Origin of the sequence: Pseudoalteromonas sp. SG45-3, from assembly GCF_014164075.1 — a bacterium.
Taxonomy (GTDB): Bacteria; Pseudomonadota; Gammaproteobacteria; order Enterobacterales; family Alteromonadaceae; genus Pseudoalteromonas; species Pseudoalteromonas distincta.
In genome coordinates this window covers 15647-40142 of the sequence record NZ_JACJEN010000028.1, presented here as the reverse complement: position 1 = coordinate 40142, position 24496 = coordinate 15647, and the positions used below count along the sequence as shown (strand labels likewise).

The 24496-nt window shown below is 37.6% G+C and carries 19 protein-coding genes and 1 pseudogene; 10 read left to right on the top strand and 10 right to left on the bottom strand.

The window, feature by feature from the left end; all coding sequences use genetic code 11:
- Positions 1-210: 210 nt before the first annotated feature.
- Positions 211-393, bottom strand: a pseudogene (locus H5126_RS19950) (S46 family peptidase); the annotation flags it as partial.
- A gap of 157 nt (positions 394-550) precedes the next feature.
- On the opposite strand from H5126_RS19950, the gene H5126_RS19945 reads away from it, so the two are divergent.
- On the top strand, positions 551-757 hold the full coding sequence (locus H5126_RS19945; RefSeq protein WP_024596935.1) for a ParD-like family protein: 207 nt from the start codon (positions 551-553) through the stop codon (positions 755-757).
- A complete protein-coding gene (gene map / locus H5126_RS19940; RefSeq protein ID WP_182694896.1) occupies positions 750-1526 on the top strand; it encodes a type I methionyl aminopeptidase in 777 nt (258 codons plus the stop codon). Before H5126_RS19945 ends, map begins: the two co-directional genes overlap by 8 nt.
- Positions 1527-1631: 105 nt before the next feature.
- On the opposite strand, the gene H5126_RS19935 is transcribed toward map, so the two are convergent.
- From H5126_RS19935 to H5126_RS19925, 3 genes are all read right to left on the bottom strand, one after another.
- Positions 1632-3803 carry a S46 family peptidase gene (locus tag H5126_RS19935; protein WP_182721508.1) on the bottom strand — a complete coding sequence of 724 codons (2172 nt, stop codon included), beginning with the start codon at positions 3801-3803 and terminating at the stop codon, positions 1632-1634.
- Positions 3804-3901: 98 nt separating this feature from the next.
- Positions 3902-5992: a bifunctional diguanylate cyclase/phosphodiesterase gene (locus tag H5126_RS19930; RefSeq protein ID WP_182721509.1), complete on the bottom strand. Its 2091-nt coding sequence runs from the start codon at positions 5990-5992 to the stop codon at positions 3902-3904.
- A gap of 191 nt (positions 5993-6183) precedes the next feature.
- Complete coding sequence (locus tag H5126_RS19925) at positions 6184-7971, bottom strand: M61 family metallopeptidase (RefSeq protein ID WP_182721132.1); 1788 nt, start codon at positions 7969-7971, stop codon at positions 6184-6186.
- Positions 7972-8175: 204 nt separating this feature from the next.
- On the opposite strand from H5126_RS19925, the gene H5126_RS19920 reads away from it, so the two are divergent.
- From H5126_RS19920 to H5126_RS19895, 6 genes are all read left to right on the top strand, one after another.
- The gene (locus H5126_RS19920) at positions 8176-9711 is read left to right on the top strand and encodes a GGDEF domain-containing protein (protein ID WP_182712414.1); all 1536 of its coding nucleotides are present in this window, start codon (positions 8176-8178) and stop codon (positions 9709-9711) included.
- A 62-nt stretch (positions 9712-9773) separates the two neighbouring features.
- Positions 9774-11117: a nucleotide 5'-monophosphate nucleosidase PpnN gene (ppnN, locus tag H5126_RS19915; RefSeq protein WP_024596931.1), complete on the top strand. Its 1344-nt coding sequence runs from the start codon at positions 9774-9776 to the stop codon at positions 11115-11117.
- Positions 11118-11127: 10 nt separating this feature from the next.
- Positions 11128-11901, top strand: coding sequence for a flap endonuclease Xni (gene xni, locus H5126_RS19910; protein ID WP_024596930.1), 774 nt, complete (start codon positions 11128-11130; stop codon positions 11899-11901).
- Positions 11902-11970: 69 nt separating this feature from the next.
- Positions 11971-12354 (top strand): DUF3192 domain-containing protein, encoded by a 384-nt coding sequence (locus H5126_RS19905; protein ID WP_024596929.1) that lies wholly within the window; start codon positions 11971-11973, stop codon positions 12352-12354.
- Between the two features lie 11 nt (positions 12355-12365).
- Positions 12366-14054: a hypothetical protein gene (locus H5126_RS19900; protein WP_182721131.1), complete on the top strand. Its 1689-nt coding sequence runs from the start codon at positions 12366-12368 to the stop codon at positions 14052-14054.
- A gap of 206 nt (positions 14055-14260) precedes the next feature.
- Complete coding sequence (locus H5126_RS19895; RefSeq protein WP_182721130.1) at positions 14261-15268, top strand: isocitrate dehydrogenase; 1008 nt, start codon at positions 14261-14263, stop codon at positions 15266-15268.
- Positions 15269-15303: 35 nt separating this feature from the next.
- Here H5126_RS19895 and H5126_RS19890 read toward each other — a convergent pair whose 3' ends face one another.
- Positions 15304-18354: an immune inhibitor A domain-containing protein gene (locus tag H5126_RS19890; RefSeq protein ID WP_182721129.1), complete on the bottom strand. Its 3051-nt coding sequence runs from the start codon at positions 18352-18354 to the stop codon at positions 15304-15306.
- 490 nt (positions 18355-18844) lie between these two features.
- On the opposite strand from H5126_RS19890, the gene H5126_RS19885 reads away from it, so the two are divergent.
- Both H5126_RS19885 and ilvN read left to right on the top strand, forming a co-directional pair.
- Entirely contained in the window at positions 18845-20569 is a 1725-nt protein-coding gene (locus tag H5126_RS19885) for an acetolactate synthase 3 large subunit (protein WP_182721128.1), read from the top strand.
- Entirely contained in the window at positions 20569-21066 is a 498-nt protein-coding gene (gene ilvN / locus H5126_RS19880; RefSeq protein ID WP_002960314.1) for an acetolactate synthase small subunit, read from the top strand. Before H5126_RS19885 ends, ilvN begins: the two co-directional genes overlap by 1 nt.
- Before the next feature lie 92 nt (positions 21067-21158).
- On the opposite strand, the gene H5126_RS19875 is transcribed toward ilvN, so the two are convergent.
- From H5126_RS19875 to H5126_RS19855, 5 genes are all read right to left on the bottom strand, one after another.
- Positions 21159-21434, bottom strand: coding sequence for an HU family DNA-binding protein (locus H5126_RS19875; protein WP_002962474.1), 276 nt, complete (start codon positions 21432-21434; stop codon positions 21159-21161).
- A gap of 210 nt (positions 21435-21644) precedes the next feature.
- Positions 21645-22184, bottom strand: a complete 540-nt coding sequence (locus H5126_RS19870; RefSeq protein WP_182721127.1) for a DUF3833 domain-containing protein — start codon at positions 22182-22184, stop codon at positions 21645-21647.
- A 1-nt stretch (position 22185) separates the two neighbouring features.
- Positions 22186-22674 (bottom strand): chalcone isomerase family protein, encoded by a 489-nt coding sequence (locus H5126_RS19865; RefSeq protein WP_182721126.1) that lies wholly within the window; start codon positions 22672-22674, stop codon positions 22186-22188.
- Between the two features lie 53 nt (positions 22675-22727).
- Entirely contained in the window at positions 22728-23228 is a 501-nt protein-coding gene (locus H5126_RS19860; protein ID WP_182721125.1) for a DUF2878 domain-containing protein, read from the bottom strand.
- Positions 23206-24468: a cyclopropane-fatty-acyl-phospholipid synthase family protein gene (locus H5126_RS19855; RefSeq protein WP_182721124.1), complete on the bottom strand. Its 1263-nt coding sequence runs from the start codon at positions 24466-24468 to the stop codon at positions 23206-23208. Before H5126_RS19855 ends, H5126_RS19860 begins: the two co-directional genes overlap by 23 nt.
- Between the last annotated feature and the right edge of the window lie 28 nt (positions 24469-24496).

The following is a 24496-nucleotide window of genomic DNA, read 5'->3' as shown; positions in this document are numbered from 1 at the left end:
GAATGTATTGCTAACAAGCATCTAAATCCTACATTGCCGGCAGCCACACTTTTAGCAAGCAACGCAAAAAGCCCGCCAGTGCAAGGCGTATTAGGCGAGCGTTAACAATGTCCGCAATTGGCACTTAGCAGTCATAAATAAGCGAATCAAACATCAACAAAAAAGGCGCTTCCATTATGGTAAGCGCCCTTCTGTTATCTCACTAATTACTTATTTTACGATTGTCATTTCGTCTAATAAGTTTTGTGCATTATCTACTTTATCCATTACCCACAGCATGTAGCGTGAATCAACGTGGATTGAGCGTTTAAGCTCAGGGTTGTAATTCCAGTCACCAATAATACTTTCGTAAACACCGTCGAACAGTAAGCCTACAGCCATACTATAATCATTAAATTCATTAACCTAAAAATACAGTTTAAAAGTGCTAGCCGTATAATTAAATATAAACACAAAGGGTAGTGAGCAAAAACATACTGTAAAAGGTCTATGTTGACATAACAACCCTCAATGTATACGATTTGCATATAAATCATATACGGTATATATAATGGGAATAGTGAAAATATCAGATGGGCTGCATGAAGAAATTAGAAAATCGAGTAATATCATGTCCAGATCTATCAATTCACAAGCAGAGTTTTGGATTAAAATAGGCATGCTTGCTGAGTTAAATCCGACACTTACCTACCATGAAATAATTAAAAAACAACTCATAAAAGAAAAGCTTACTATTCAGGATCTTTTGCATGAGTAAAGCAACAATAAAGACTGATGCAGAAATTGAGCTCATGAGAGAATCAGGAAAGCTTTTAGCTCAGGTATTTAAAATGCTTGATGATTTTATTTGCGAGGGCATAACTACGTTAGATATAGACACTAAAGTAGAAAGCTATATTACCAATGTGTTACATGCTCGTCCTGCCAGTAAAGGCCAATATGGCTATCGGTATTCATTGAACTCATCTGTTAATGACGTAGTGTGCCATGGTATACCCAATAATATTTATAAATTAAAAAACAAAGATATTTTAAATATTGATATTACCTTAGAGAAAAATGGTTATATCAGTGATTCAAGTAAAATGTATACTTTTGCAGCGACAAGCTCAGAAGCCAAACGATTGGTTAAAACGACTTATGATGCTATGTGGGAAGGTATTAAGGTGGTAAAGCCAAAAGCAACGCTTGGTGATATTGGCTATGCTATTCAAAAGCACGCTGAATCTTCTGGTTATAGTGTAGTACGTGAATATTGCGGTCATGGTATTGGTAAAGAAATGCATGAAGAGCCGCAAGTTTTGCATTATGGTAAACCTCATACAGGGTTAGTGCTTGAAGCAGGTATGACCTTTACTATAGAGCCTATGATCAACCAAGGTTCCAAGAAGGTAAAAACTAAAAAAGATGGATGGACAGTCGTAACAAAAGACAAGAAACTTTCTGCTCAGTGGGAACATACCGTTCTAGTAACAGAAACGGGCTTCGAAGTTTTAACACTTCGCGATGAAGAGAAGCGTGCTTAGCAAAACTAAGTTATGCTACTGACGTATACAAACCGTAACCCATTATGATTAACAAAAAAGGCGCTTCCTTTACGGTAAGCGCCCTTCTCTTATCTCACTAATTACTTATTTTACGATTGTCATTTCGTCTAATAAGTTTTGTGCATTATCTACTTTATCCATTACCCACAGCATGTAGCGTGAATCAACGTGGATTGAGCGATTAAGCTCAGGGTTGTAATCCCAGTCACCAATAATACTTTCGTAAACACCGTCAAACAGTAAACCAACAAGCTCTGCTTTGCCGTTAAGTGTTGGCGAACCTGAGTTACCACCGGTAGTGTCTACATTTGATAAAAAGTTTACTGGTACTGTATTCATGCCGCCCGTGTAATCACCGTAAAGCTTGGCTTTAATTTGCTCTTGTAACTTTTTAGGTGCATTAAATGGGTCAACATCGGTGTTTTTAGCCAGTAACCCTTCAAGCGAGGTAAAAGGAGTTGCTACCAAGCCATCTTGAGGTGAGTAGCCACCTACGGTGCCATAGGTTACTCGTAATGTGCTATTGGCATCGGCGTATACAGGTTTGTTTTTAGCTTTGTTAAACGCAATTATTGCGCTCATTAGCTCTGGGCGAGCTGCTTGTAATTTACCTGCAAGTGCTTTTGATTTATCTTCCTGTGCTTTCATTACTTTAAATATTGCTTTAGCGTACTGCACAAATGGGTCTTGGCTTTGATTTAGCTGGCTAAACGATTGCTCAAACAATGAATTGCGAACAGTGGCATTATCAAGTCTTGACTGCTCATACATGCTATCAAGTAACGCGCTTTGAGTTGCTTTATCAAACCCATTTTGTACTTTGAATACGTTATCAACCTCGCTAAAACGCTCTTCTTTTGGAAGTGCTGCATACAGCTCTAAAAAGTGCAGTAAAATAGCTTTATCTACTTTGCTATCATAACGGCGGCTCATACGCTCAAGCCCCGCTTTAATGCGAGGTAAATCACGTTCTTGATAACCAGATTCACGCTCGCTATTTGGCTTTTGTTTTTCGTAAGCTAGGCGGTATAAACGTCGTGCTGTGCTGATCATTTGTGAGCGATGTACATAACCTAACATTCGGTCGCGTTCACTGTGCTCTTGTGATTGTGCAATTAGCTCAGATAGCTCACCTAATACGCTTCCGTATTGCTCTTTACGCTCACTATCGCTATTGATCCATTGTGTTAACTCTTGCTCAAACTGTTTTTTGCGCTCAAGCATAGTGCCTTTTTTGAAGCTTTCGATCATCGAACCATAGTTTTTAATATAGTTGTTATAACCTGCAATGGTGCTTTCGTAAGCAATACGCGCTTTACTGCCGTCTTCTGAGTTTTCTTCAATAAGCGACACGTATTTTGAGTTATGAACGCGTGCTTTAGGGTAGCTGTCGTTAAATACGTTATCTACCTCTGTTGCAATGCGGTAGCGGTTAGTACGCCCTGGGTAGCCTGTAACCATTACAAAGTCGCCTTCTTGCACGCCTTTGGCACTTACTTTTAGGTAAGAGTCAGGTACGTAAGGTACGTTGTCTTCGCTGTACTCAGCTGGTTTTCCATCTTTGCCTACATAAGCGCGGTAAAAACCAAAGTCGCCGGTGTGGCGCGGCCACATCCAGTTATCTATATCGCCACCGTATTTACCTACGCCCATAGCTGGTGAGTAAGATAAACGTACGTCTTTAATTTCAAGTGACTTAATTAGGTAAAACTCTAAACCACCATGAAACGAATACACGTTACAACGGTAGCTTTCGTCGGCTTCACACTGGGCTACTAGCGCTTTTTCGTTTTTTACTATTGCGTCGTAGCGTGCTTTACCGCTTAGTTCTTCAATACCTTTACTAACTTTGTCAGTCACATTAGTAACTGTTTCTGTGACGTATACGCGTGAACCCGGCGCTGCTGGTAAGTCCTCAGCAGGGCTTTTAGCTAAAAAGCCATTTTCTAATATGTTGTTTTCAGGTGTTGAATTGTATTGCACCGAGCCATAAACACAGTGATGGTTTGACACAACTAAACCCTTAGGCGATACAAACGATGCTGTACAGCCACCTAGGCTAATTACCGCATTCATTGGGAATTCGGTTAATTTAGAAATAGATTCAACATCAATTTCAAGGCCTTTGGCTTTTAAAATTGATTCTAACTCTGGAAGTTGGTGTGGTTGCCACATGCCTTCGTCGGCTATGGCACTACTTGAAAGTGATAAAGAAAATGTGGCTGCTAATGTAGCTACAAGAGGTTTTAAACGCATTATAGAATCCTTTTTATTTGTTTCTATAACAGGTTACTCGTCAGTAGCTAATGAGGTCAATAGCCGTGCAATGAATTGTTACAATCGAGTGTTTAATCTTACTTTTTATCAAAATTCATCGAAAAATCAAGAAACTGTTTTGCTGGTATGGGTTTACTAAAGTAAAAACCTTGCATAAAATCACAGCCTAATTCGTTCAATAAAGTAAGCTGCTCTTTTGTTTCTACGCCTTCTGCTACCACTGTCAGCCCTAAACTGTGCGACATGGCAATAATTGCCTTTACGAGATTACAATCTTCATTGTTTAGTACAATACCATCAATAAAACTTCTATCTATTTTGAGTACATTAAACGGATATTCTCTTAAATAACTTAATGACGAATAACCCGTACCAAAGTCATCCATTGATAAGTTAATGCCTAATGCCGTAATTTCAGTCAATATATCAACAACATTAGTGTGGCAACTCATCAGCACTCCCTCAGTTATTTCAAGCTCTAAACTTTCGGGATTTACGTTTGCTTCACTCAATGAGTTTTGAATAAAGCTGAGTAATCCCACGTCTCTAAATTGACGAGGTGATAAGTTAACGGCAATAGTGTATTGCTGTTTTCGTTTACAAGTACTTTGCCATGTGTTTAAAAAATCTAATGCTTGGCTAATTACAAACTTGCCAATCGGTACAATTAATCCTGTATTTTCTGCAATAGGTATAAACTCATCGGGTGTTACATTACCTAGCACAGGGTTATGCCAACGTAATAACGCTTCTGCACCAATGATGTGTTTATTTTTGGCGTCAAATTGGGGCTGGTAGTATAACTCAAATTCGTCACGCTCAAGGGCGCCACGCATCTGCTCTTCTATTTCGAGTCGGCGCTGAATAATTACGTTCATCTTTTTAGTAAAAAATGAATAAGTATTACGACCATATGATTTTGCTTGATACATTGCAGTGTCAGCGTTTCTTAATAAATCAGCAACGGTTGTACCATTTTCTGGGTATATGGCTACACCAATACTTGCTGTTAGTATGTGTTCTCGGCCTTCAATTTTAAAAGGGGCCCTAAAATTATTTAGCAGTTTTTCAGTGATTTTTAGCGCAGCATGATGATCAGTTATACCTCGTAGTAATACGATAAACTCATCTCCACCTAGGCGCCCTACCGTATCTTCTTTTCGTAGTGCATCTTGTAGCCTTTGCGCTGATTCAATTAAAAGTTTGTCTCCTGTTTCATGACCTAAGGAGTCATTTATTTTTTTAAAATCATCTAAATCTAAAAACAGTACCGCTGCTTTTTCGTTATTTCTTTGTGCTTCAATAAGTAATTGCGACAAACGATCAAGTGCTAAAAAACGATTTGGAAGTAAAGTTAAACTATCGTAATACGCTTGATGTCTAATTAGTTCATCTGATTTATGCTGTTCGGTAATATCTCGAATAATAACCATTAACTGGTTATGTTCTGTTATTTTATTTATTCTTGCTTCAAAAAAAACGAGCCCATGGGGCAAAGCTAGCTCGTATTTAAAGCTCATCATCTGCTTTTTTTCTAATACAAGGCTGATATAGGTTTCAAATTTTTCGGCTACATCGCGCGGGAGTACATCACCCATTTTTTTACCAATAAATTGCTTGGGCTTGGTATAGAGATCGGTCTCATTACTGGCATGATACTCAATAATAGTTCCATCATTTTCCATCAAGAAAAATAAGTCAGGAATTGCCTCAAAAATAGTTTTTAGCATATCCTCATTAAATGATGCATCTGCTTGTGCCTTTTTAACCTCAGATAAGTCAATATCAATGCAATACATTTGTTTTGTATTATATTGATTTGTAAACATAACATGGCTAGAAAAAACGGATACACTTTCGCCATCTTTACCTTTTAGGGTAATTTCGGATGCTGGAATTTCTATGTCTTTTTCTACCCAATCACTGTGTGCGTCAATTACAAATTCACACATTGATTCTGGAATTATAAGGTCTTCTATTTTTTGCCCTATGGCTTCTTCTTTTGTGTATCCGTAAAGTCGCTCACTGCCTTCATTCCAATAAATAACACGACGTTCATTGTCATAACCTTGAACAGAAATTACATTTACCGCATCAAATAACTGATGCAAATAGTCGTTAATTACAAATTGGTTGGTTAAGTCTGAAGCAACGTCGTCTAATTTCATTTTGAGGCTATACCCATAGGTAATTTTATTTAGCAATAAAAAACACCAAATAATAATTAAATTTAATTTTAATTTTAATATTAATATTAAATTTCCATGTACATTATATACGCCATTATACAAAACAAAAAAAGAGCCGAAGCTCTTTTTTAATACTTGTTAACTGTATTTAAGCGCTATAAAAACTGAATTTATTTTTTTGTCACATCATTTGGATGTTCCACGCCAATCCATGCTTTGAATAGTGCTTTTTGCTGTGGCGTTGCCTCTTTATCAGCAACTACTTTTTTAGGCTTATCGAAATCTTCTGATAATACTAATGTTAAGCTTTCAAGTGCATCGCGACGAAGATAGTCAACGGTTACTTTGTCGCCTGCCTTAAACGTTTCTAGGCTAGTTTTTAAATCTTTACCTACGTGATGTTTGTTTATAGCGACAATTTTATCATCGGTAGTTAAACCCGCTTTCCACGCACTGCCACCACGGCGTACATAACTTAACGTCAGTAATTCACCTGTATTTTTGGCGGTAGCATCAATACTTGCAAGTGCTTTTGCTTTTTCAGGACGCTCAAATTTCAAGCCTACTTTAGTAAGTAAGTCGTCAAAGTTAATACTTGCAGGCGACTCTACATTTTCTTGCCACCAGCTTGAATAATCACGTCCTGTTAAATCTTTTAAGATATTAAGTACATCTGTATCTGTAAATCCAGCGGGCATTTTATGATTGTTATAAAGTGCTTTGTGTACGTCTCGGTAGCTTATTTTACCTTGGCTTTTTTCTAGTAAGTCAATATCTAAAGCAAGTGAAAGTAACGAACCTTCTGAATAAATATTGGTGCTGTAGTTACGTGCGTGATCGCCACCTTGATTAATCCATTTATCAAAGCTTGTTTCGCTTGCGCTTTGCACTTCACGGCCCGGTGTTTGCAAATGACGGTTAATTGTTTTACTCATTACTTTAAAAAATTCATCTGTTGTTTGAATGCCTGAGCGCACTAATAAATGATCTTCAAAGTAACTTGTTGAACCTTCTGCAATCCAAAGCAGTTTAGAGTAATTCATATTAGTGTAATCGTATGGCACTAAACCTTGAGGGCGGTATGCTTTAACATTCCACGTATGAACAAACTCATGCGCAGCGGTGCTAATAAAACCTAGGTAATCTTCGCGGCTACCAAATCGGTCACGTGGTCGTTGAATAATTGTTGAGTTTAAATGCTCTGTTGCACCACCAGCACCTGATGTTGCATGCACCATAAATACATAACGCTCATACGGATAGCCATCCCAAATTACATTACCCGTGGCAACTAATTTTTTAAGATCGGTAAGCATTAGCTCTACATCGTAGTTACCATCGCCCCATATAACTAAATCATATTCACGGCCATCTACTTCAAATGTGTGTAGTTGGTTAATACCCGTTTCGATTGGTGAATCAACAAGCACGTCGTAATCGTCTGCTTTAAATGAGTTTCTGCCTTTTAAATTATCCATACCCGATACAGAACGCCACTTTTTAGGCACGTCTAAATTAACGGTTACAGGCTCTTGGCGAAATGATTCACTAAACATAAAAAAGCCTGACGCATCTATAAATGCATGGCTGTCGTCAATGTGGCGAGCACGTTTACCAAGCTCATTTGCATACACTTGGTAGTCAACATTAACTTCTGTAGGTTCATTAAGATGTACACGCCATGTACTGTGATCTATTTTTTCCCATTTTAGTTCTTTGCCATCTTCATCTTTGGCTTTGAAGTAGCGAATGCCATTTGCAAGGTTTAACATTTCGTAGCGACCCGTGCGCCACGCAGGAAGTTTTATATCAAGGTGTACTTGCGCTGTTTTTGGAAACTCAACACTTACATCACCTAAATGATGCTGTGGTTGCGAGATTTCTAAAGAATAATTTACATCGGCAAATACAGGTGCAGAACATGCAGCTAAAATTGAAAGGGCTAATAACTTTTTCATAGAGACTCTTAGTGGAAACTTAATTGCTTACAAGACTAACAAGCCCCTATTTAAAAGTGAATTAAATACGATAAATGACCCTATATACGAGTTTATAAGTAGTAGCTTATTAAAATTTCTAAGTTTTTTACTAGATAACTACACATAATAAAAATTTGTTGTAAACTGAAGATAATGAAATTAATTTGATGGCGGTATGCTTAGGTGTCACAAAGATCTAACGCAACAGATAAAAAGCTAAAACAAGCAATTGATGCGCGTATGGCTGTTGAGAGCGCTCGTAAACATCAAGTAGATGTTCTATGTGACTTTACAGCTAAACTATCGTTGAGCTGTAAAGGACTAGATATCGAGTTAGATAATCGCCTCGCCAAATTTAGAAGTGCGCTTAATAAAGGCATGAGTTTTGAAAACCTTGCTCCCCTTATTAGTGAAACTTTAATCCTACTTAAAAACCAAGAATCGATTCAACAAGCTCAGCAACGTAATTTATACAACAGTGTGCAAAGTGCCGGTAAACAATTACAAAAAACCAAAGGTTTACCTGACGATACTCGTAGGACTCTAAGAAATTTACTCGATCACGAGATTAATAACGTTCATTCAACTCATGGTTACATTCCGCTACTTGATCAACTTATTAGCTTTTATCATGAAGCGTTGCTTACCAAGCAAAACCCTCAAGTTGATCAGCAGCGCCCAGTAAAACAGGCGCGTGCAAAAAAACTACTTGAGCTCGCAAATGAACTTATACTTGAAGAAGAAGCTACGCTACAAATTAATAATATAAAAAATAATATTACAGAAAGTGACTCAATCGATACATTACTTGATGTTGCAATTAGTATTATTGATGTAGTGGTAAAAAATATAAGTAAAGAGCGTAAATCCGCGCAAAGCTTTTTAGTTTCATTAAATCAAACCCTCGAAGATCTTCATAACTCTATCGTCTCAACTAGCAAGCACTCTGAGTCTATGGAAGTTGAGTTTGACTCACTTAATAAAAGCATTGAACTAAAAATAAAAAATCTTAATGAGCAAACGCAAAAAGCTACATCAATCTCATCTTTAAAAGAACTCGTAGATAACGAATTAAAATCAATAAGCGAAGATTTTATAGCAAAAGAAAAGTTAGAACGAAAAGACAGAGAAATGCTTAGCGCTAGCTTTAATGAAATAAATACTCGAATTGTTACTTTAGAAGATAAGTTAACAACGTATAAAAAACGCTTAAACGAACAGCGCTTTAAAAGCTTACTAGATGGGCTTACAAAACTGCCTAACCGGGCTGCATTTGACGAACGTTACAATCACGAAATGCATTTGTTTAATGTGCAGCCATCAGATGTTACGCTTGCAGTTATTGATGTTGACCACTTTAAATCTATCAATGATAGATTTGGCCACACCGCAGGTGATATTACCTTACAAGTTATATCAAAAGCGTTGCAAAAATCGGTAAGAAAGTCTGATTTTATAGCGCGTTATGGCGGTGAAGAATTTGTACTATTAATGCCAGGTGTGTCGCTAGAAAACGCAACATTACCCCTAGATAAAGTAAGAAAGGTAATTAAAAATATACCTTTTAAATTTAGAGAAAAACAAATTGAGATCACTATTTCGGTAGGTGCAACTCAATTTAAAAAAGGCGATACCCTATTAAAGGCATTTGATAGAGCTGATGATGCACTTTACGAAGCCAAAAATTCAGGGCGAGATAGACTTTGTACCAGTAAATAATGTCATAGCTATTATAACTTTTATGACAAGTAGTTTTACGATTTAGTAGTAGGAGCACGTCTATGTTAATACAGTTAAACCCAACTGGGGTTTTAGATTTACTGTCGCAATTAGAAGTTGATTTATTAGAGCAATCGTCTGCTAGTGAGCGTTATAAATTATTTAGAAACTGCGTACTTGCAGTCCTCAATGTAGGTAGTCATACCGACGACAGTAACGATATATACAACAAATACAAAGATTTTGATATTCGTTTAGTAAGCCGCGAACGAGGTATTAAAATTGAACTTGAAAACCCACCCGAAACCGCATTTGTTGATGGCGAAATAATTACCGGTATTCACGAACATATATTTTCTGTTATTCGTGATATTTTGTTTATTTGTCAAAAATACGAAAAAGATTTAAAAGAGCAAAAAGCCATAACCCATATGGTGTTCGATATGCTCAGAAATGCAGGTGCACTGCGTGTTAAAAGCGAGCCTAACATGGTTGTTTGCTGGGGCGGACATTCAATAAACGAGGTTGAATATAAGTACACAAAACAAGTAGGTTACGAACTTGGTTTACGTGGATTAAATATTTGTACCGGTTGTGGTCCTGGTGCCATGAAAGGCCCAATGAAAGGCGCAACTATTGGCCACGCAAAGCAACGTAACACCGATAATCGCTACTTAGGTTTAACAGAGCCAAGCATTATTGCTGCCGAGCCACCAAATCCTATTGTAAACGAACTCGTTATTTTACCTGATATTGAAAAACGCCTTGAAGCTTTTATTAGAACAGCTCACGCAATTATCATTTTTCCTGGTGGCGCAGGTACTGCTGAAGAGTTGTTATATTTATTAGGCATATTGTTGCACCCAGATAATACTAAACAATGTTTACCTGTTATTTTAACTGGCCCCAAACAAAGCGAGGCGTACTTTAAAGAGCTATGCGAGTTCGTTGAAATGACCCTTGGTAAGGAAGCCTTGGATAAGTTTGAAGTAATTATCGATAATCCTGAATTAGTCGGTCAAAAACTAAAGTCATCGATGGCTAATGTTCGTGATTACCGTAAAAGTGAAGGTGATGCTTATTACTTTAACTGGACATTAAAAATAGATAACGACTTTCAACAACCTTTTGCACCAACACATGAAAATATGGCAAGTTTAGATTTACACCTTGATCAGCCTAAACAGCTACTCGCGGCTAATTTGCGTAGAGCTTTCTCTGGTATTGTTGCTGGTAATGTAAAAGACGAAGGCGTTAGAGCTATTAAACAAAACGGTCCATACATTTTAAGTGGCGAACCTGCCCTTATGACAAATATGGATAAATTATTACAGGCATTTGTTCTTCAAGGTCGCATGAAGCTCCCTGGTAGTAAATATGTTCCATGTTACAAAATAAAAGCATGAGTTTTATAGTTTGAAACCCCATTTACTTCTTATAGATGCGCTTAATTTAATTAGGCGCATTTACGCCGTTGACGCAAATCAAAAACATCATAGCGACGAGCAAATGATACAAACGTGCTGTGCACGTGTAGCCCACGCCTGTAAAAAGCTTTTAGATACGAGTAATGCAACCCATGCCATTGCTGTGTTCGATGGTGACAAAAGCTGGCGTTATCATTTTTATAAAGACTACAAACATTCACGCGCGCCAATGCCCCAAGTATTAAAAGATGCTCTATTGCATTTTAAAGCCGCAATTGAAGAAACAGGTATTGTAGTATTTGAGCCTATTAACGATGAAGCTGATGATATTATTGCAACGCTTGCCTTTAAGGCATCAAATAATCAAATAACGAGCACTGTTGTTTCTACTGATAAAGGCTTTTTACCTTATATTGGCCCTTACATTACAGTTTACGATTACTTTAAAAAGCTCTATCTAGATGAGACAAGTATAAAAGAGCGTTTTGGTGTTGAGCAAAATAAACTCGTTGATTTTTGGGCATTAGCGGGCGATAAAACAAATGATATTCCGGGAGTTAAAGGAATAGGTACTAAATCTGCGCAGCAAATAGTTAATAACTATAACTCAATTGAACAAGCAGCCGAAGATGAGTCTCTAAGCCCGAGTATTAAAGCAAAGTTAGCCGCTAATATGGATATGTACGTAATTTCAAAGCACTTGGTTAGTTTACGCACCGATATAAATTTAGGTTTTAGTTTAAAGCAGTTAAGACTTAATTAGTCGCAAGTTAATAGCCTCTAAACATTACAAAACGTATACTGATATTAGTTACCGGAGTCAGAGTAAGCCATATTGAAAAAATTTATCCGATATTTAATTTTAGGTTTAGGGCTATATGCACTGATAGCTGCATTGGTGATTACCTTTTATAAAGACGATCCTCAAGCTATGATTTGGCAAGACCGAGAGGCTTTCAATAAACGTTACATCGAAAAGCTATCACTTGAGCAGCCAACAACACTAAATAGTGTTCTTGATTACTTAGGCAGCCCCGATCTTACTTATGCCAAACGAGATGGTGAACAAGTATTTCAGATAGTTTTTTATCGTACACAACATAAAACATCTGACGGTATTACCACTATGGATGAATGTACTGGCCTATTATTTAAAAATGGTCAGCTGTTTTTGTGGGGCCCGAGTGCATACAATAAATACCAAGAACAAAATTAGGTGAAGGTTTAATGGATGAAGCTGTTTCAACTACCTTAGAGCAGCTGCTTAATAATACGCAGCTGTTTTTAAGCTATTATAACAATAAACAAAAATGGACAGCTCTATATCCAATGGCAAGTAAGCTAGCTGAGCAATATAGAGTGCTCTACAGCAAACAGCCATTCGCATTACAATCCCGATTGACGCTTTATAACCCAAGTTATTCTTATGCCACCAACTTAGTTGTTAGTCAGAGCGTCATAACTGCTGCCCTGTGTAAATCTCAAAATTATAATAGTGCCTTAAGTGAGCTATACATAGCCGCTACACTCATTGAACATTTATGTGTTGGAGCGCAATTAAACAAGCTTTGCGAGCAAACACCTTTTCAAGATTCTGATAAAAAAATTTGGAAAATGCGTCATCAGTTAGCAGCAAAAGTAATGTTAGCTAGTGGCGATTCAGCAAAACCTGTTACGCAGTTACTAGCTAAATTAAATAAGTATAAACAAGCATTGGTAAGTGCTCCTAAAATAATGCTTTACGATGGGGGCATAACGCTGATTGCTCTAGCAAATATTATTAGCATGAACATTACGAGCAACACGGCTAATAAACATATAAGCTTATATAAAGCACTTACCGATTTGTACATTCGCACACCTAACTTGTTCGCACTGCAATTAATTAAATCACTAATAGCGCATTTAGGGCCATTATTACCGGGAAGCCGCGTTTTATACGCTGAGCAAACCATGATTTATTTAGCAACTGATGCACAACAACGGCATGTTTTAATTAGTACAGCAAATCCAAATAAATTAACCTGGTACAGAGTAAAAGCAACGCTTAACGATAATCCAAAACAATGGCATTGCACTGATAAAACCATTAGCTTTAAAGTATTTAACAGTGAACATGTAAAACCACAAAGTGAGCTTGAGGTTGATAAGGCACAATCTTTACTTGAGCTAATAAGTAATATTAAGTTACAGCACGAATACAGCTATAAAGGATTAAGCCTGCTGATGGCGCCTCACCCTCTCGTAATTGCTAATTTATGCGAGGCAGTAAAACCATATAATAAAGAACATCAGCCCGCAAAAGACTTAAAACATAGTTTATCTATGGTCGGTTATTATAATGCACCTGCAATAATTCAACGGGTTGTTTTTGAACAATTAGTTAATGTTACCCCACATCCATTGCAAGCCTACGTGACTAACAGATTAAATGGATTAGTAAAAATAATGGCTTTATTGGTTAGTAAAAATGACAATGACCAGTTTGAGCACATTACTTTACCTTTATACGCTTACGCCCATTTTTTATTAACGCAGTGCGGTACACAGCTTTCTCGTAAAACGCTGATTGACGACACACCAAATAAAACATTGAGTGCCCCTATCTGCTCCTTTTTTGGGGTAAATGCAATTAACACCGAACAACTAACACAACAGCTTACTCTTTTATTGAGTGATAACCCATGGACAGCAGCACTCTTAGAAGCAGAGCAAACACCTAAAAAGCACTTAACTGAGGCCCATAAACTTTGGATCACACTTAAGGTTGTTGCTCAAAATGTGTTTAAACCAGAACTTTCGCTAACTCCGTGGCAGCAGCAAACGTTAAATGAACAGCTAAAAATACTCAAGTGGCATAACCAAGCTGATTTTTATCAACAATTAGAATCTCTTGAGTTGTTTAATAGTATTTAGTTTATTAGAAGCTATTTTATGTCTTTATACCCATTATAACTTTCGTGTATACCCAGTATTTTTTGTATAAACTAGCAAAATGGGTGATAAATTGGTATAAATGCGCCCTTAAATTTTCAAGCACGTTCACATAAATGTTCTAACAAGCGGTTACTCTCTCAGAGTAATAATTTATGTGCAAATCAAACTCTTTAAAGGAAAAGTCAATGGCCAAACAAACCATCACAGTGATCAAAGGCGACGGCATCGGTCCGAGCATTATCGACTCAGCACTTGAAATATTAAAAGCCGCAGGTTGCGACTTTGATTATGAATTTGTTGATGCTGGCCTAGCTGCACTTGAAAAAACAGGTGAGTTATTACCGCAAGAAACAGTTGATACAATTGCTAAAAACAAAATCACTCTTAAAGGCCCATTAACTACGCCTGTAGGTGAAGGTTTTACATCTATTAACGTAACACTTCGTAAGCAATTTGGTTTATACGCTAACGTACGTCCAGTTAAATCATTTGTTGGTACTAAAGCGCGTTACGACGATATTGATATCATCACTATTCGTGAAAACACTCAAGGTATGTACTCAGGTGCTGGCCAAGTAGTAAGTGAAGACGGGAATGAAGCAGAAGCAAAATCGATAATTACGCGTGAAGGCGCAGAAAAAATCGTAACTTTTGCATACGAGCTAGCGGTACGCGAAGGTCGTAAAAAAGTAACTGCAGTTCATAAAGCTAACATTTTAAAATCAACATCTGGTTTGTTTTTAAAAGTAGCACGTGAAGTAGCTGAGCGTTACCCACAAATTGAATCAAATGAAATGATTGTTGATGCAACATGTATGAAGCTAGTAATGACACCTGAAGAGTTTGACGTAATTGTTACGACTAACTTATTTGGTGATATTTTATCTGACCTTTGTGCTGGTTTAGTTGGCGGTTTAGGTATGGCTCCAGGTGCTAACATTGGTGAAGACGCTGCAATTTTTGAAGCTGTACACGGTAGTGCACCAGATATTGCTGGCAAAAACCTAGCTAACCCAACATCTGTAATTTTAGCGTCTATTCAAATGCTTGAGCATTTAAATATGGGCGATACTGCAGAGCGTATTCGTAGTGCTGTTGCTGATGTAATTAAATCAGGCGACCGTACAACTCGCGATTTAGGTGGCAGCCACGGTACAACTGATTTCACTCAATCAGTAATTAACCGTTTATAATTAATATTTGTTATTAATTTAAATAGCCCGCTAATTTAGCGGGCTTTTTTGTGTTTGCTAACTGCGTTTACTAACCTAGTGTATTTATGCAGGTTAGTATTAAACCTAAATAAACTTAACAGTAATAATCCTAATAAACCCGTCAGTGATCCGCCACTTGAACCCGAACTACTTTGTTGTTTTTGTACAGTAGCAGATAACTCTTGAGTAAAAGTATCATTGGTTTGAGTATCAGTAACATTCAACGTTACGTTATAAGTCCCGTCAGCTTGATAAGTATGCCTTGGGTTTTGTAAATTTGATAACGCACTGCCATCACCAAAATCCCAACTGTAAGTATAACTATTAAAGCCGCCGGTTACTTGGGCATTAAATTGTGCGCTTAAATCACTAACTGTAACGTTTGCGTTTATGCTAAGCGGAACATTAGCAGTTACATCAATCGCTTTTGATTGTTCAGTGCCTTCGTCATCTGTCACTATAAGCGTTACTTGGTAATCGCCAGAGTACAAATAATTATACGTAAGCGATTGAGTCGCTAAAGTACTTCCATCTCCTAGCTGCCAATTATAAGTATACGGTGCGATTCCACCTGTAAGCGATGCCTCAGCTGTTAAAGCTCCTTGGTTTATTACATATTCAATTTCATTTACAGTTAATGGTTCAACTAATGTAACTTGTGCTACAGCGACTTGCTGTGAAGTACCATTATCTGCCATAAACTCAACGTTATAAGTGCCATAGTCTTGGTATTCATAAGTAGGCGTTAACTCTGTGCTGGAGCTTCCATCGTCAAAACTCCACGTAAATTTGTCCGCAGGAGTAAGTGCAAAACCTTCTACACTAAAATTAACGGTTAAACCGTTTTTAGTAAAATTAATTCCCTTAGTAACATCGTAAGTAAGCTCTACTTCTATATCTTCACTGTCTGCTGACTGGCTTATAATATTAAAGCCAAAACCAACCTGTGGAAGCACAACACCCGATGGTTTTTGCGCTTCAAAGCTATAATCGGTTTTATCAGTAAACCCGGTGATAGCTGATAAATCATCATCACCTAACCCTGCCCTTTGTTGATATAGGCTAAAAGCAGCATCACGTATTTGAATTGCTGAAGCAGCCGGAGTTTGCGTACTGCCCTTATTTATTGAACGCTGATCGGCATCTACCACTAATGCAAAACCACTACCTGGATGCTCGGTAGTGTTATTATCTGCTTGAGATTCATTGCTGTACCACAATAATAAGCCTGGTGAGTACTGCTCAGCTTGTAAGCTACTGTCAACGCCTGTGTATGAACGCAGTTGTAGATAGTAATGTGATGGCGATGCATATGTGTAACTACCTACTTTTTCAAAGCCATTAAACTCAGTGTGAACTTGATCTTGTGCATTATTTTGCCAAATTAAAGTATCACTTTGCTCAATGCGCATATCATCAACAACAAAACCATAATAATGTGTGTTCGCATCTGTTATGTATTCAATTTTTAAATCAATTGTTTGCCCAGAATAAGCTGATAAATCAAACTTATGGGTCAAATAGCCGTTAGGTTGCTTAGCATCACTATTAAGAAATGAATCACCTGAGATATACGGACCAATATCACCGTAGTATGGATTAAGCGCTTGCGTATAATTACTCGCGATTGGCTCGCCATTTACTTTTACTTGAACTAAATCGTAATCGCGCTCAATACTGTAATATGCAATAAAGCTTAAAGTAAGTGTCTCAGTTGTGCTTGGTAGCGCTATTGTATTAACTAAGCTATTGCTAATATTGTCGCCCGTATTTGAATAGTATTGAAAATCACCTTCAACTGGATCCCTAAATTTTTCGAGCCTTGGTGGTAGTGTTATTTTTATTTGATTTTGCTGTTGTGAAGTACTCGCAGTATTAATTAATGTTTGCTGTGAGTTAGCCTCTATCTCATCCATATCAAGCGTAAGCTGGTTAACCCAGTTACCCTGGTACCGCTTTTGTAAATATTCAAGCGCATAAGGGCTAAACATAACTGGCTCTGAGCCTCTTGGCGAACCAGCCCAACTTCCTGTCGACATAACTGACCAAGATGCGACAGGCTCACCTACCGTGTTAGATTGTAAGTCGTATTCATCTAATAATCCTAAATCATGCCCAAACTCATGCACAACCACACCAATCCCGGCATCAATAGGGTTAATGGTATAACCAAAGAGCTTAATGTTGCTGCCTGCAATCTCGCTCGGCCCGCTATTTTCATCAAATACATAGTAGCGGTGCGACCAAATAGCATCGGTGCTTAGGTAACCGCCACCCGCTTCTTCGCCAATACTTGAATGAAATACCATTACATGGTCAATAATGCCATTAGGTTCATTAAGGATACCGTCGCCATCAATATCATCTAAATCAGTTAAGTCATAATCCGCTAAATTAATATTAAACTTTGCAACTGCTTTCTCCACAGCCTCTTTAATTAAAGCGGGCGCATTTATATCCCGTGTACTGCCTTGGCGCTCACCATATATTTTTGCATTGCTATTAGCGGTTACCCAACCATATACCTGCCCGCTAAAGTTTAAGCTATTTCCCGAAGCCGCTTTATAATAATCAGCAGCCGTTTTTAAGCTTTGTCCATCAGGGCCTGTATAACCTTGAGTATTAAAAAGCATTTGCTGATAGTGCTCAGTTGAATAATCAGCGTAAAACATGTCGGTGTCTTGCTCTACAAGTTGATTGTCGTCATGTTTAAGATCAGGAAAATCAATTAAAATAGCTAACACTTTTACATCATTAACGCTTTGTTCTGGCACTAGCGACGTTGAAAAAGCGACCTGTTGTTTATTTGTGTTTGAAAAAAAGTTGGAAGAGGATTTAAATTGCCTAAAGCCATTTTTAATTGAGTGATTGGCAACGTCTTTGTTACTCATATATGACTTAAATGAACTATCTAACTCACTTGAAGATATTTGGTCTCTTTTTTTAAGCCAATATAAAATACGCTCTTCGTTAGTTATGCCAACATCATGCGGACTTAAGTTATTAGCCGCCACCATAGGGCTTAATAGCGTAGTTAAAAGCGCAATTAACGTCACTTTTTTCACTGTGTTTTCCTCAAACATAATTATGTAGCAATCATACCTAATAATAGAAATTTAAACATGCGATAAAAACATATAGTTAACATATGCAATTAAAGCTAATGGTCTCTCACACTCTTTTATATCTAAAATCGAACTTACAACCTTAAATGCATAATTTCTGCCAGTAAACTCAATTAAACACAGGCTTCCTGCAGCTTTAAATTAAAAAAAAGCCACAAAACGAATTTAAAATGCAAAAAACAGCTTTCAAGGTTGACATAAAGGCTCAAAACCCTTAAAAATAAACCTATACAAAATCTTTAATTTAAAAGCAGTGTTTTGCTAAGTAGAGTAAAAACTATGAACACACACATTAACCTTTTAGTCGTACTCGTACTGGTCTTAGTTATAAGCCCAGCGGGGATGTATTAAAAGGTGATACTGCTTTTTAAAAACCCTCGCACTACGCGGGGGTTTTTTTATGCATAAAAAAGCGCACAGAGGAATGAGGATGAGCAAACAAGAATATAATGGTTCTGAACTAGTAGTTCAGGCATTAAAAGAGTTAAAGGTAAAATACATATTTGGCTATCCCGGTGGTTCGGTTTTAGACTTATATGATGCACTTTTTCAGCAAGATGACATTGAACATATATTAGTACGTCACGAACAAGCTGCAACACATATGGCTGACGGCTATGCCCGCGCTACTGGAGACGTTGGTGTTGTACTTGCAACCTCAGGCCCTGGCGCTACAAACTGTATTACAGGTATTGCAACGGCCTACATGGATTCAATTCCTATGGTTGTGTTATCAGGCCAAGTGCCTACAAATTTGATTGGCGACGATGCATTCCAAGAAACCGATATTGTGGGTTGTTCTCGCCCTGTAGTTAAACACAGTTTTAACTGTAGAAGTGCTAAAGACATCCCTACAATCTTAGCTAAAGCTTTTTATATTGCTAGCACTGGCCGCCCAGGTCCTGTCGTTGTTGAGCTTCCAAAAGATATGCTTAACCCTGCTATTAAGTTTGAATACGAATTTCCTAAAACCACCGAGCTGAGAACTTACAGCCCTAATACTAAAGGGCACTCAAAACAAATTCGCAAAGCCGTAACAGCTATTTTAGAGGCCAAAAAACTGGTTATCTACTCTGGTGGTGGTATTGTCATTTCAAATACATCAGAGCAATTAACGCATTTAGTTGAATCATTAAATGCCCCCATTACAAATACACTAATGGGATTGGGTGGTATTTCAGGTGTGCATCCAAACTTTGTAGGTATGTTAGGCATGCACGGCACGCTTGAGGCAAACAAAGCAATGGCTAACGCCGATGTGATTTTAGCGCTTGGTGCCCGATTTGATGACAGGGTAACTAATAATGTTCAAAAGTTTTGCCCTAATGCCACAATTGTTCATGTTGATGTTGACCCAACTTCAATATCTAAAACAATTAAAGCACACATACCAGTTGTAGGTTGTTTAGCAACCGTACTTGAACAACTACAAGCGGGTATTGATAAAAGCCCAATTAAAATAGACCGCAGCGCGCAAGAAGATTGGTGGCGACAAATTATCAGCTGGCGCGAACAAAAGTGCTTAAGCTACAACACTGATGGCGACAAAATTAAGCCACAAGCTGTAATTGAAGCGGTTTATAAAGCTACTAATGGCGACGCTTACGTAAGTTCTGACGTTGGTCAGCATCAAATGTTTGCAGCGCAATATTATCCATTTAAGCATCCTCGTCAATGGATCAACTCAGGCGGCTTAGGCACCATGGGCTTTGGTTTACCTGCTGCAATGGGCGTAAAGCTAGCCTTTCCTGATAAAGAGTCTGTGTGTATTACGGGTGATGGCTCTATTCAAATGAATATTCAAGAGCTATCAACCTGTTTACAGTACAACCTAGCGGTAAAAGTTGTATCACTTAATAACCGCTCTTTAGGTATGGTACGCCAATGGCAAGACATGGTTTACGGTGGACGTCATTCATCATCTTACATGGATTCACTACCTGATTTTGTTAAGTTAGTTGAAAGCTACGGCCATGTAGGCATACAAGTAAACACACAAGATGAGTTACAACCTGCTATCGATAAAGCAATGTCAATTAACGACCGATTAGTCTTTTTAGATATAAACGTTGATGAAAAAGAACATGTATACCCAATGCAAATTAAGTTAGGCGGCATTGATGAGATGTGGTTACGTAAAGGAGTAAAAGCATAATGCGTCGTATTTTATCTATTTTATTAGAAAACGAACCAGGTGCCCTATCACGTATTGTTGGGCTTTTTTCACAACGTGCATATAACATCGACAGCCTAACTGTTGGCACAACTGACGATCAATCATTGTCGCGTATTACCATTACCACTATGGGTGATGACAGAGTTGTAGAGCAAATTACAAAGCAGGTTAACAAATTAGTCGACGTGCTTAAAATTATCGATTTAACAGAAATGAGTCACATTGAACGTGAGCTATTGCTTGTTAAGGTATTTGCTCAAGACGAGACGACTCGTGCAGCGGTTACGCGAGTAGTTGATGTGTTCCAAGGTGCTATTTTAGATATGGGCCGACAAAGCTATAGTCTACAACTAGTGAGCAGTACAGACAAAATAGAGTCATTTTTAGACACTCTTCGTCATGAAACCGATATTATTGAAGTTGTACGTTCTGGCGCTGTTGGCATTGGTCGAGGCGATAAAGCCTTAAAAGCATAAATTTATAATATAAAGGCATCAATTGATGTCTTTATTAAACATAAAAAAAAAGAGCTAATTAGCTCTTTTTTTAATTTAATTCGTTAAACCTATTAAGGGTTTACTTGGTCTTTAAGACCTTTACCTGCTTTAAAGCTTGGGATAGTTGCCGCTGCGATTTGGATCTCAGCACCCGTTTGTGGGTTACGGCCAGTGCGAGCTGCACGTTCTTTTACTGAGAAAGTACCAAAACCAACTAATGCTACTGAATCACCTTCTTTTAAAGAAGAAGTTACAGCACCTGTAAACGCGTCAAGAGCACGAGTAGCAGCGGCTTTAGAGATTTCTGCATCAGTAGCAATTTTTTCAACTAATTGAGCTTTATTCATTGTTAGATTCCTATTCGTTATTATTTTGCCTTCGCAAAACCTATCTTTATGCATTTTTAAAGAGTTAGCAACAGCAAATTGCATTTTTTGCTTAAATTCTTAAAAAATGAGTAAAATTTAAATAATTCTCTGTAAAATACAGCGTGTTGGGTTAACAAAGACTTAATTTGAGTACAATTTTGGCGCAAGTTAAGCAACTGGGTAAATAAGCTATATTTTTTCGATCACTAAGGTCACTTCCCCGACCTCGACTCCAAACTTAACAATAGATGTGCGGTTTATCAAGCGCGATTGTGTAACCAGGTACATCCAATCATCAAAATTCACTTTTAAAGTACTGCCATCGTATGGAAGCTCTACATCGTAATTCCAATGAAATACGCTGCCATCACTTCTACCTTTTGCAGTACCTATAACATCATCTGCCAAACCCGTTAAACTATTGTCTTCGTTTAACGTTATTTTCCAAATACGCTTTTGAGTTTCGCCATCGTCATAAACAAAGTCTTCTTCAATAACGCCCTGGTTACCATCCCAGCTCGCATTCATATCTACGACAAGCTTGCGGGTCAATTCACCCTTAAAGTCTTGTACAACACCGTAGGCTTTCAAATTTCCACTAAAAAATGTTTTAAAGTCAAAGTTTGGCGATGTATTTTTATAATGCTCTACATTTGGTGCCGAACAGCTTATCAGCAACAAAGCAGATAAGCATACAAGAGCTGTTTTAAACGCGTTAAATACATTCATATTAATTCCTTAATAGTTGCTTTCGTAGTTTCGGCTCTGAGGTTTTTTCATCCAGCCAAATGGCTAAAAAATCACTCGAAAATTGAGGTTCATTTATTTCGCCAATTTTTTCATCATTATGATAAAAAGTACTCATACCCTGCTCATTTGTGACTAACGTTAGCGAATCACCTTGTCTAATATCAGGCCAAATAGACAATAATTTACTGTCGTATTTGTCTGCTAGCTCTTTTTTTCCAATATGCTCCCACTGCTCATTTGTTGCTTTTACGATTTCTTTAGCTTCAAAGTCACGTAAATAGGTAAGTTTAAATTTAATAGGATGCGTTCCTGCGCTGTAATTACCTGAAGGGGTAAATAAAACCGCGTCATATACATCCCAAAATAAATACTCCATTCGTGCTTCGCCTACTTTGTAAAACTGTGTGTTAGCTAAAACAATTGAAGTTGTAAGCAAATAAAAAGTAACTGCCTTTAGTAAAAATTTCAAAATAAGCTCCCTTGAGTCAATGAGTAATGTTACGAAATGGGAATTGTGGGCGATCAGCGATTGATGAATAACTTGATTTTTTGGTTTATAAAAAGAATAACAGTAAACACTGTAGACCAAAGCGCACCGTAAACGAGCCAAAACTGCCATAAAGGTAAACCTAAACTTATTACTTCAAAGCGCGCCCCAGCCCAATAACTTGCTGGCGCAAAAGCCATGCATACTAAAAAGCCCTGCCAAAGCTTTAATTTACTCAAAAAAACCATTGAGGTATTTAAAGAAAGTAATAACGCAGCCCATAAAAAGACGAGCCATAGAGGGAAGGGATAAACTTTAAACTCTAACAAGCCTAACTTTACCGCTATAAATTCTAATAATAGTGCTAAAGGTAGGACTTTAATTAGAAGTAAGGTGTCTTGTTTTTTTTGTTTTGACAACCAAAACATTAAAACAATAATCAGTCCGCTAAAAAGTAGCGAATCAGCTTCAAGCAGCAATGATAAAAACCACACTGCTTGAAATAAAACAAAATTAGTAACCGAGCGCAATATCATCGTTATCGCTAACAAAACGTGGTTTACGCGCCATTAAATGCACCGTACTTGTTGCTCTGGCTCTAAACGCGCCTTCGCAATAAGCAAAATAAAATAACCATAAACGATAAAAACGTTCATCAAATTTTGAGCGGTCCAAATCAGGCCAGCTTTTTATAAAACGGGTTCGCCAATCTGCTAATGTTCTTGCGTAGTGTGCACCAATATCATTAACAGTATGAATTACCATGTCGGTATTATTTTTAATCTGCTCACTCATTTCGTTAAGTGATGGCAAGCACCCGCCTGGAAAAATATACTGCTGAATAAAATCAGAGTTTTTTAAGTAATGCTTATAACGCTGATCGCCAATAGTTATGGCTTGTATGAGCATGGCACCATCATCTTTTAACAATTCACCACATTGGGTAAAAAAGCTAGGTAAGTACTCATGGCCTACCGCTTCTATCATTTCGATAGAAACAAGCTTGTCGTACTTTCCTTTCAATTGCCTGTAATCAAGCTTAAGTAATGTAATTTTACTTTCTAGACCAAGTTCTGAAATTTTATTAGCGACATAATCATGTTGCTCATCAGATATGGTTGTTGTTGTTACATGGCAATCGTAATGTGTGGCTGCATATATAGCAAAAGCCCCCCACCCTGTACCAATTTCAATTACTGAATCATTTTTTTGAAGCTCAACTTGCTCACAAATGCGTTTAAGCTTGTATTGCTGAGCCTCTTCAAGTGTCGCTTCTTTTGTAGGATATACAGCACTTGAATAAAGCATTTCTTTACTCAAAAATGATTCGTACAAATCATTACCTAAGTCGTAATGAGCAACGATGTTTTTCTTAGAGCCCGATTCAGAATTTTTATTTTTTATGTGATTAAACCGGTGTGCAATATTACTAAAAAATGCGAATTTCTTCTCAAACTCATCAAGTTGCTTCTCATTTATAGCAAATATCTCAATGAAAGAGGTTAAGTTGTCACAAGACCAATGCCCCAAAATATACGCTTCACCAGCGCCAACGCTCCCAGATAATGCAAATGCCTTATACATAGCTTTATCGTTTACTATAATCGTTGCTTTTAGCGCTGAGGATGGGTCACCAAAAACTGTACGCTCGTTTGCATCTACTAAAATAACTTGGCCTGTTTCAATTGACGAAAAGGCTTTAGTCACTAATTTTTTATATATGTTAGTTAACCAGTTTGTGCTTTGTTCGCAATTTAAGCTCGACACTTTATCCATTGAAATACCTATTAATTGTCCTGACTAT

What these genes read in the sequence shown, in the direction of transcription:
- H5126_RS19945 (WP_024596935.1), top strand. Translation starts at nt 551, where the DNA reads ATGGGAATAGTGAAAATATCAGATGGGCTGCATGAAGAAATTAGAAAA.
- map (WP_182694896.1), top strand. Translation starts at nt 750, where the DNA reads ATGAGTAAAGCAACAATAAAGACTGATGCAGAAATTGAGCTCATGAGA.
- H5126_RS19935 (WP_182721508.1), bottom strand. Translation starts at nt 3,803, where the DNA reads ATGCGTTTAAAACCTCTTGTAGCTACATTAGCAGCCACATTTTCTTTA.
- H5126_RS19930 (WP_182721509.1), bottom strand. Translation starts at nt 5,992, where the DNA reads ATGAAATTAGACGACGTTGCTTCAGACTTAACCAACCAATTTGTAATT.
- H5126_RS19925 (WP_182721132.1), bottom strand. Translation starts at nt 7,971, where the DNA reads ATGAAAAAGTTATTAGCCCTTTCAATTTTAGCTGCATGTTCTGCACCT.
- ppnN (WP_024596931.1), top strand. Translation starts at nt 9,774, where the DNA reads ATGTTAATACAGTTAAACCCAACTGGGGTTTTAGATTTACTGTCGCAA.
- H5126_RS19900 (WP_182721131.1), top strand. Translation starts at nt 12,366, where the DNA reads ATGGATGAAGCTGTTTCAACTACCTTAGAGCAGCTGCTTAATAATACG.
- H5126_RS19895 (WP_182721130.1), top strand. Translation starts at nt 14,261, where the DNA reads ATGGCCAAACAAACCATCACAGTGATCAAAGGCGACGGCATCGGTCCG.
- H5126_RS19885 (WP_182721128.1), top strand. Translation starts at nt 18,845, where the DNA reads ATGAGCAAACAAGAATATAATGGTTCTGAACTAGTAGTTCAGGCATTA.
- ilvN (WP_002960314.1), top strand. Translation starts at nt 20,569, where the DNA reads ATGCGTCGTATTTTATCTATTTTATTAGAAAACGAACCAGGTGCCCTA.
- H5126_RS19875 (WP_002962474.1), bottom strand. Translation starts at nt 21,434, where the DNA reads ATGAATAAAGCTCAATTAGTTGAAAAAATTGCTACTGATGCAGAAATC.
- H5126_RS19870 (WP_182721127.1), bottom strand. Translation starts at nt 22,184, where the DNA reads ATGAATGTATTTAACGCGTTTAAAACAGCTCTTGTATGCTTATCTGCT.
- H5126_RS19860 (WP_182721125.1), bottom strand. Translation starts at nt 23,228, where the DNA reads ATGATATTGCGCTCGGTTACTAATTTTGTTTTATTTCAAGCAGTGTGG.
- H5126_RS19855 (WP_182721124.1), bottom strand. Translation starts at nt 24,468, where the DNA reads ATGGATAAAGTGTCGAGCTTAAATTGCGAACAAAGCACAAACTGGTTA.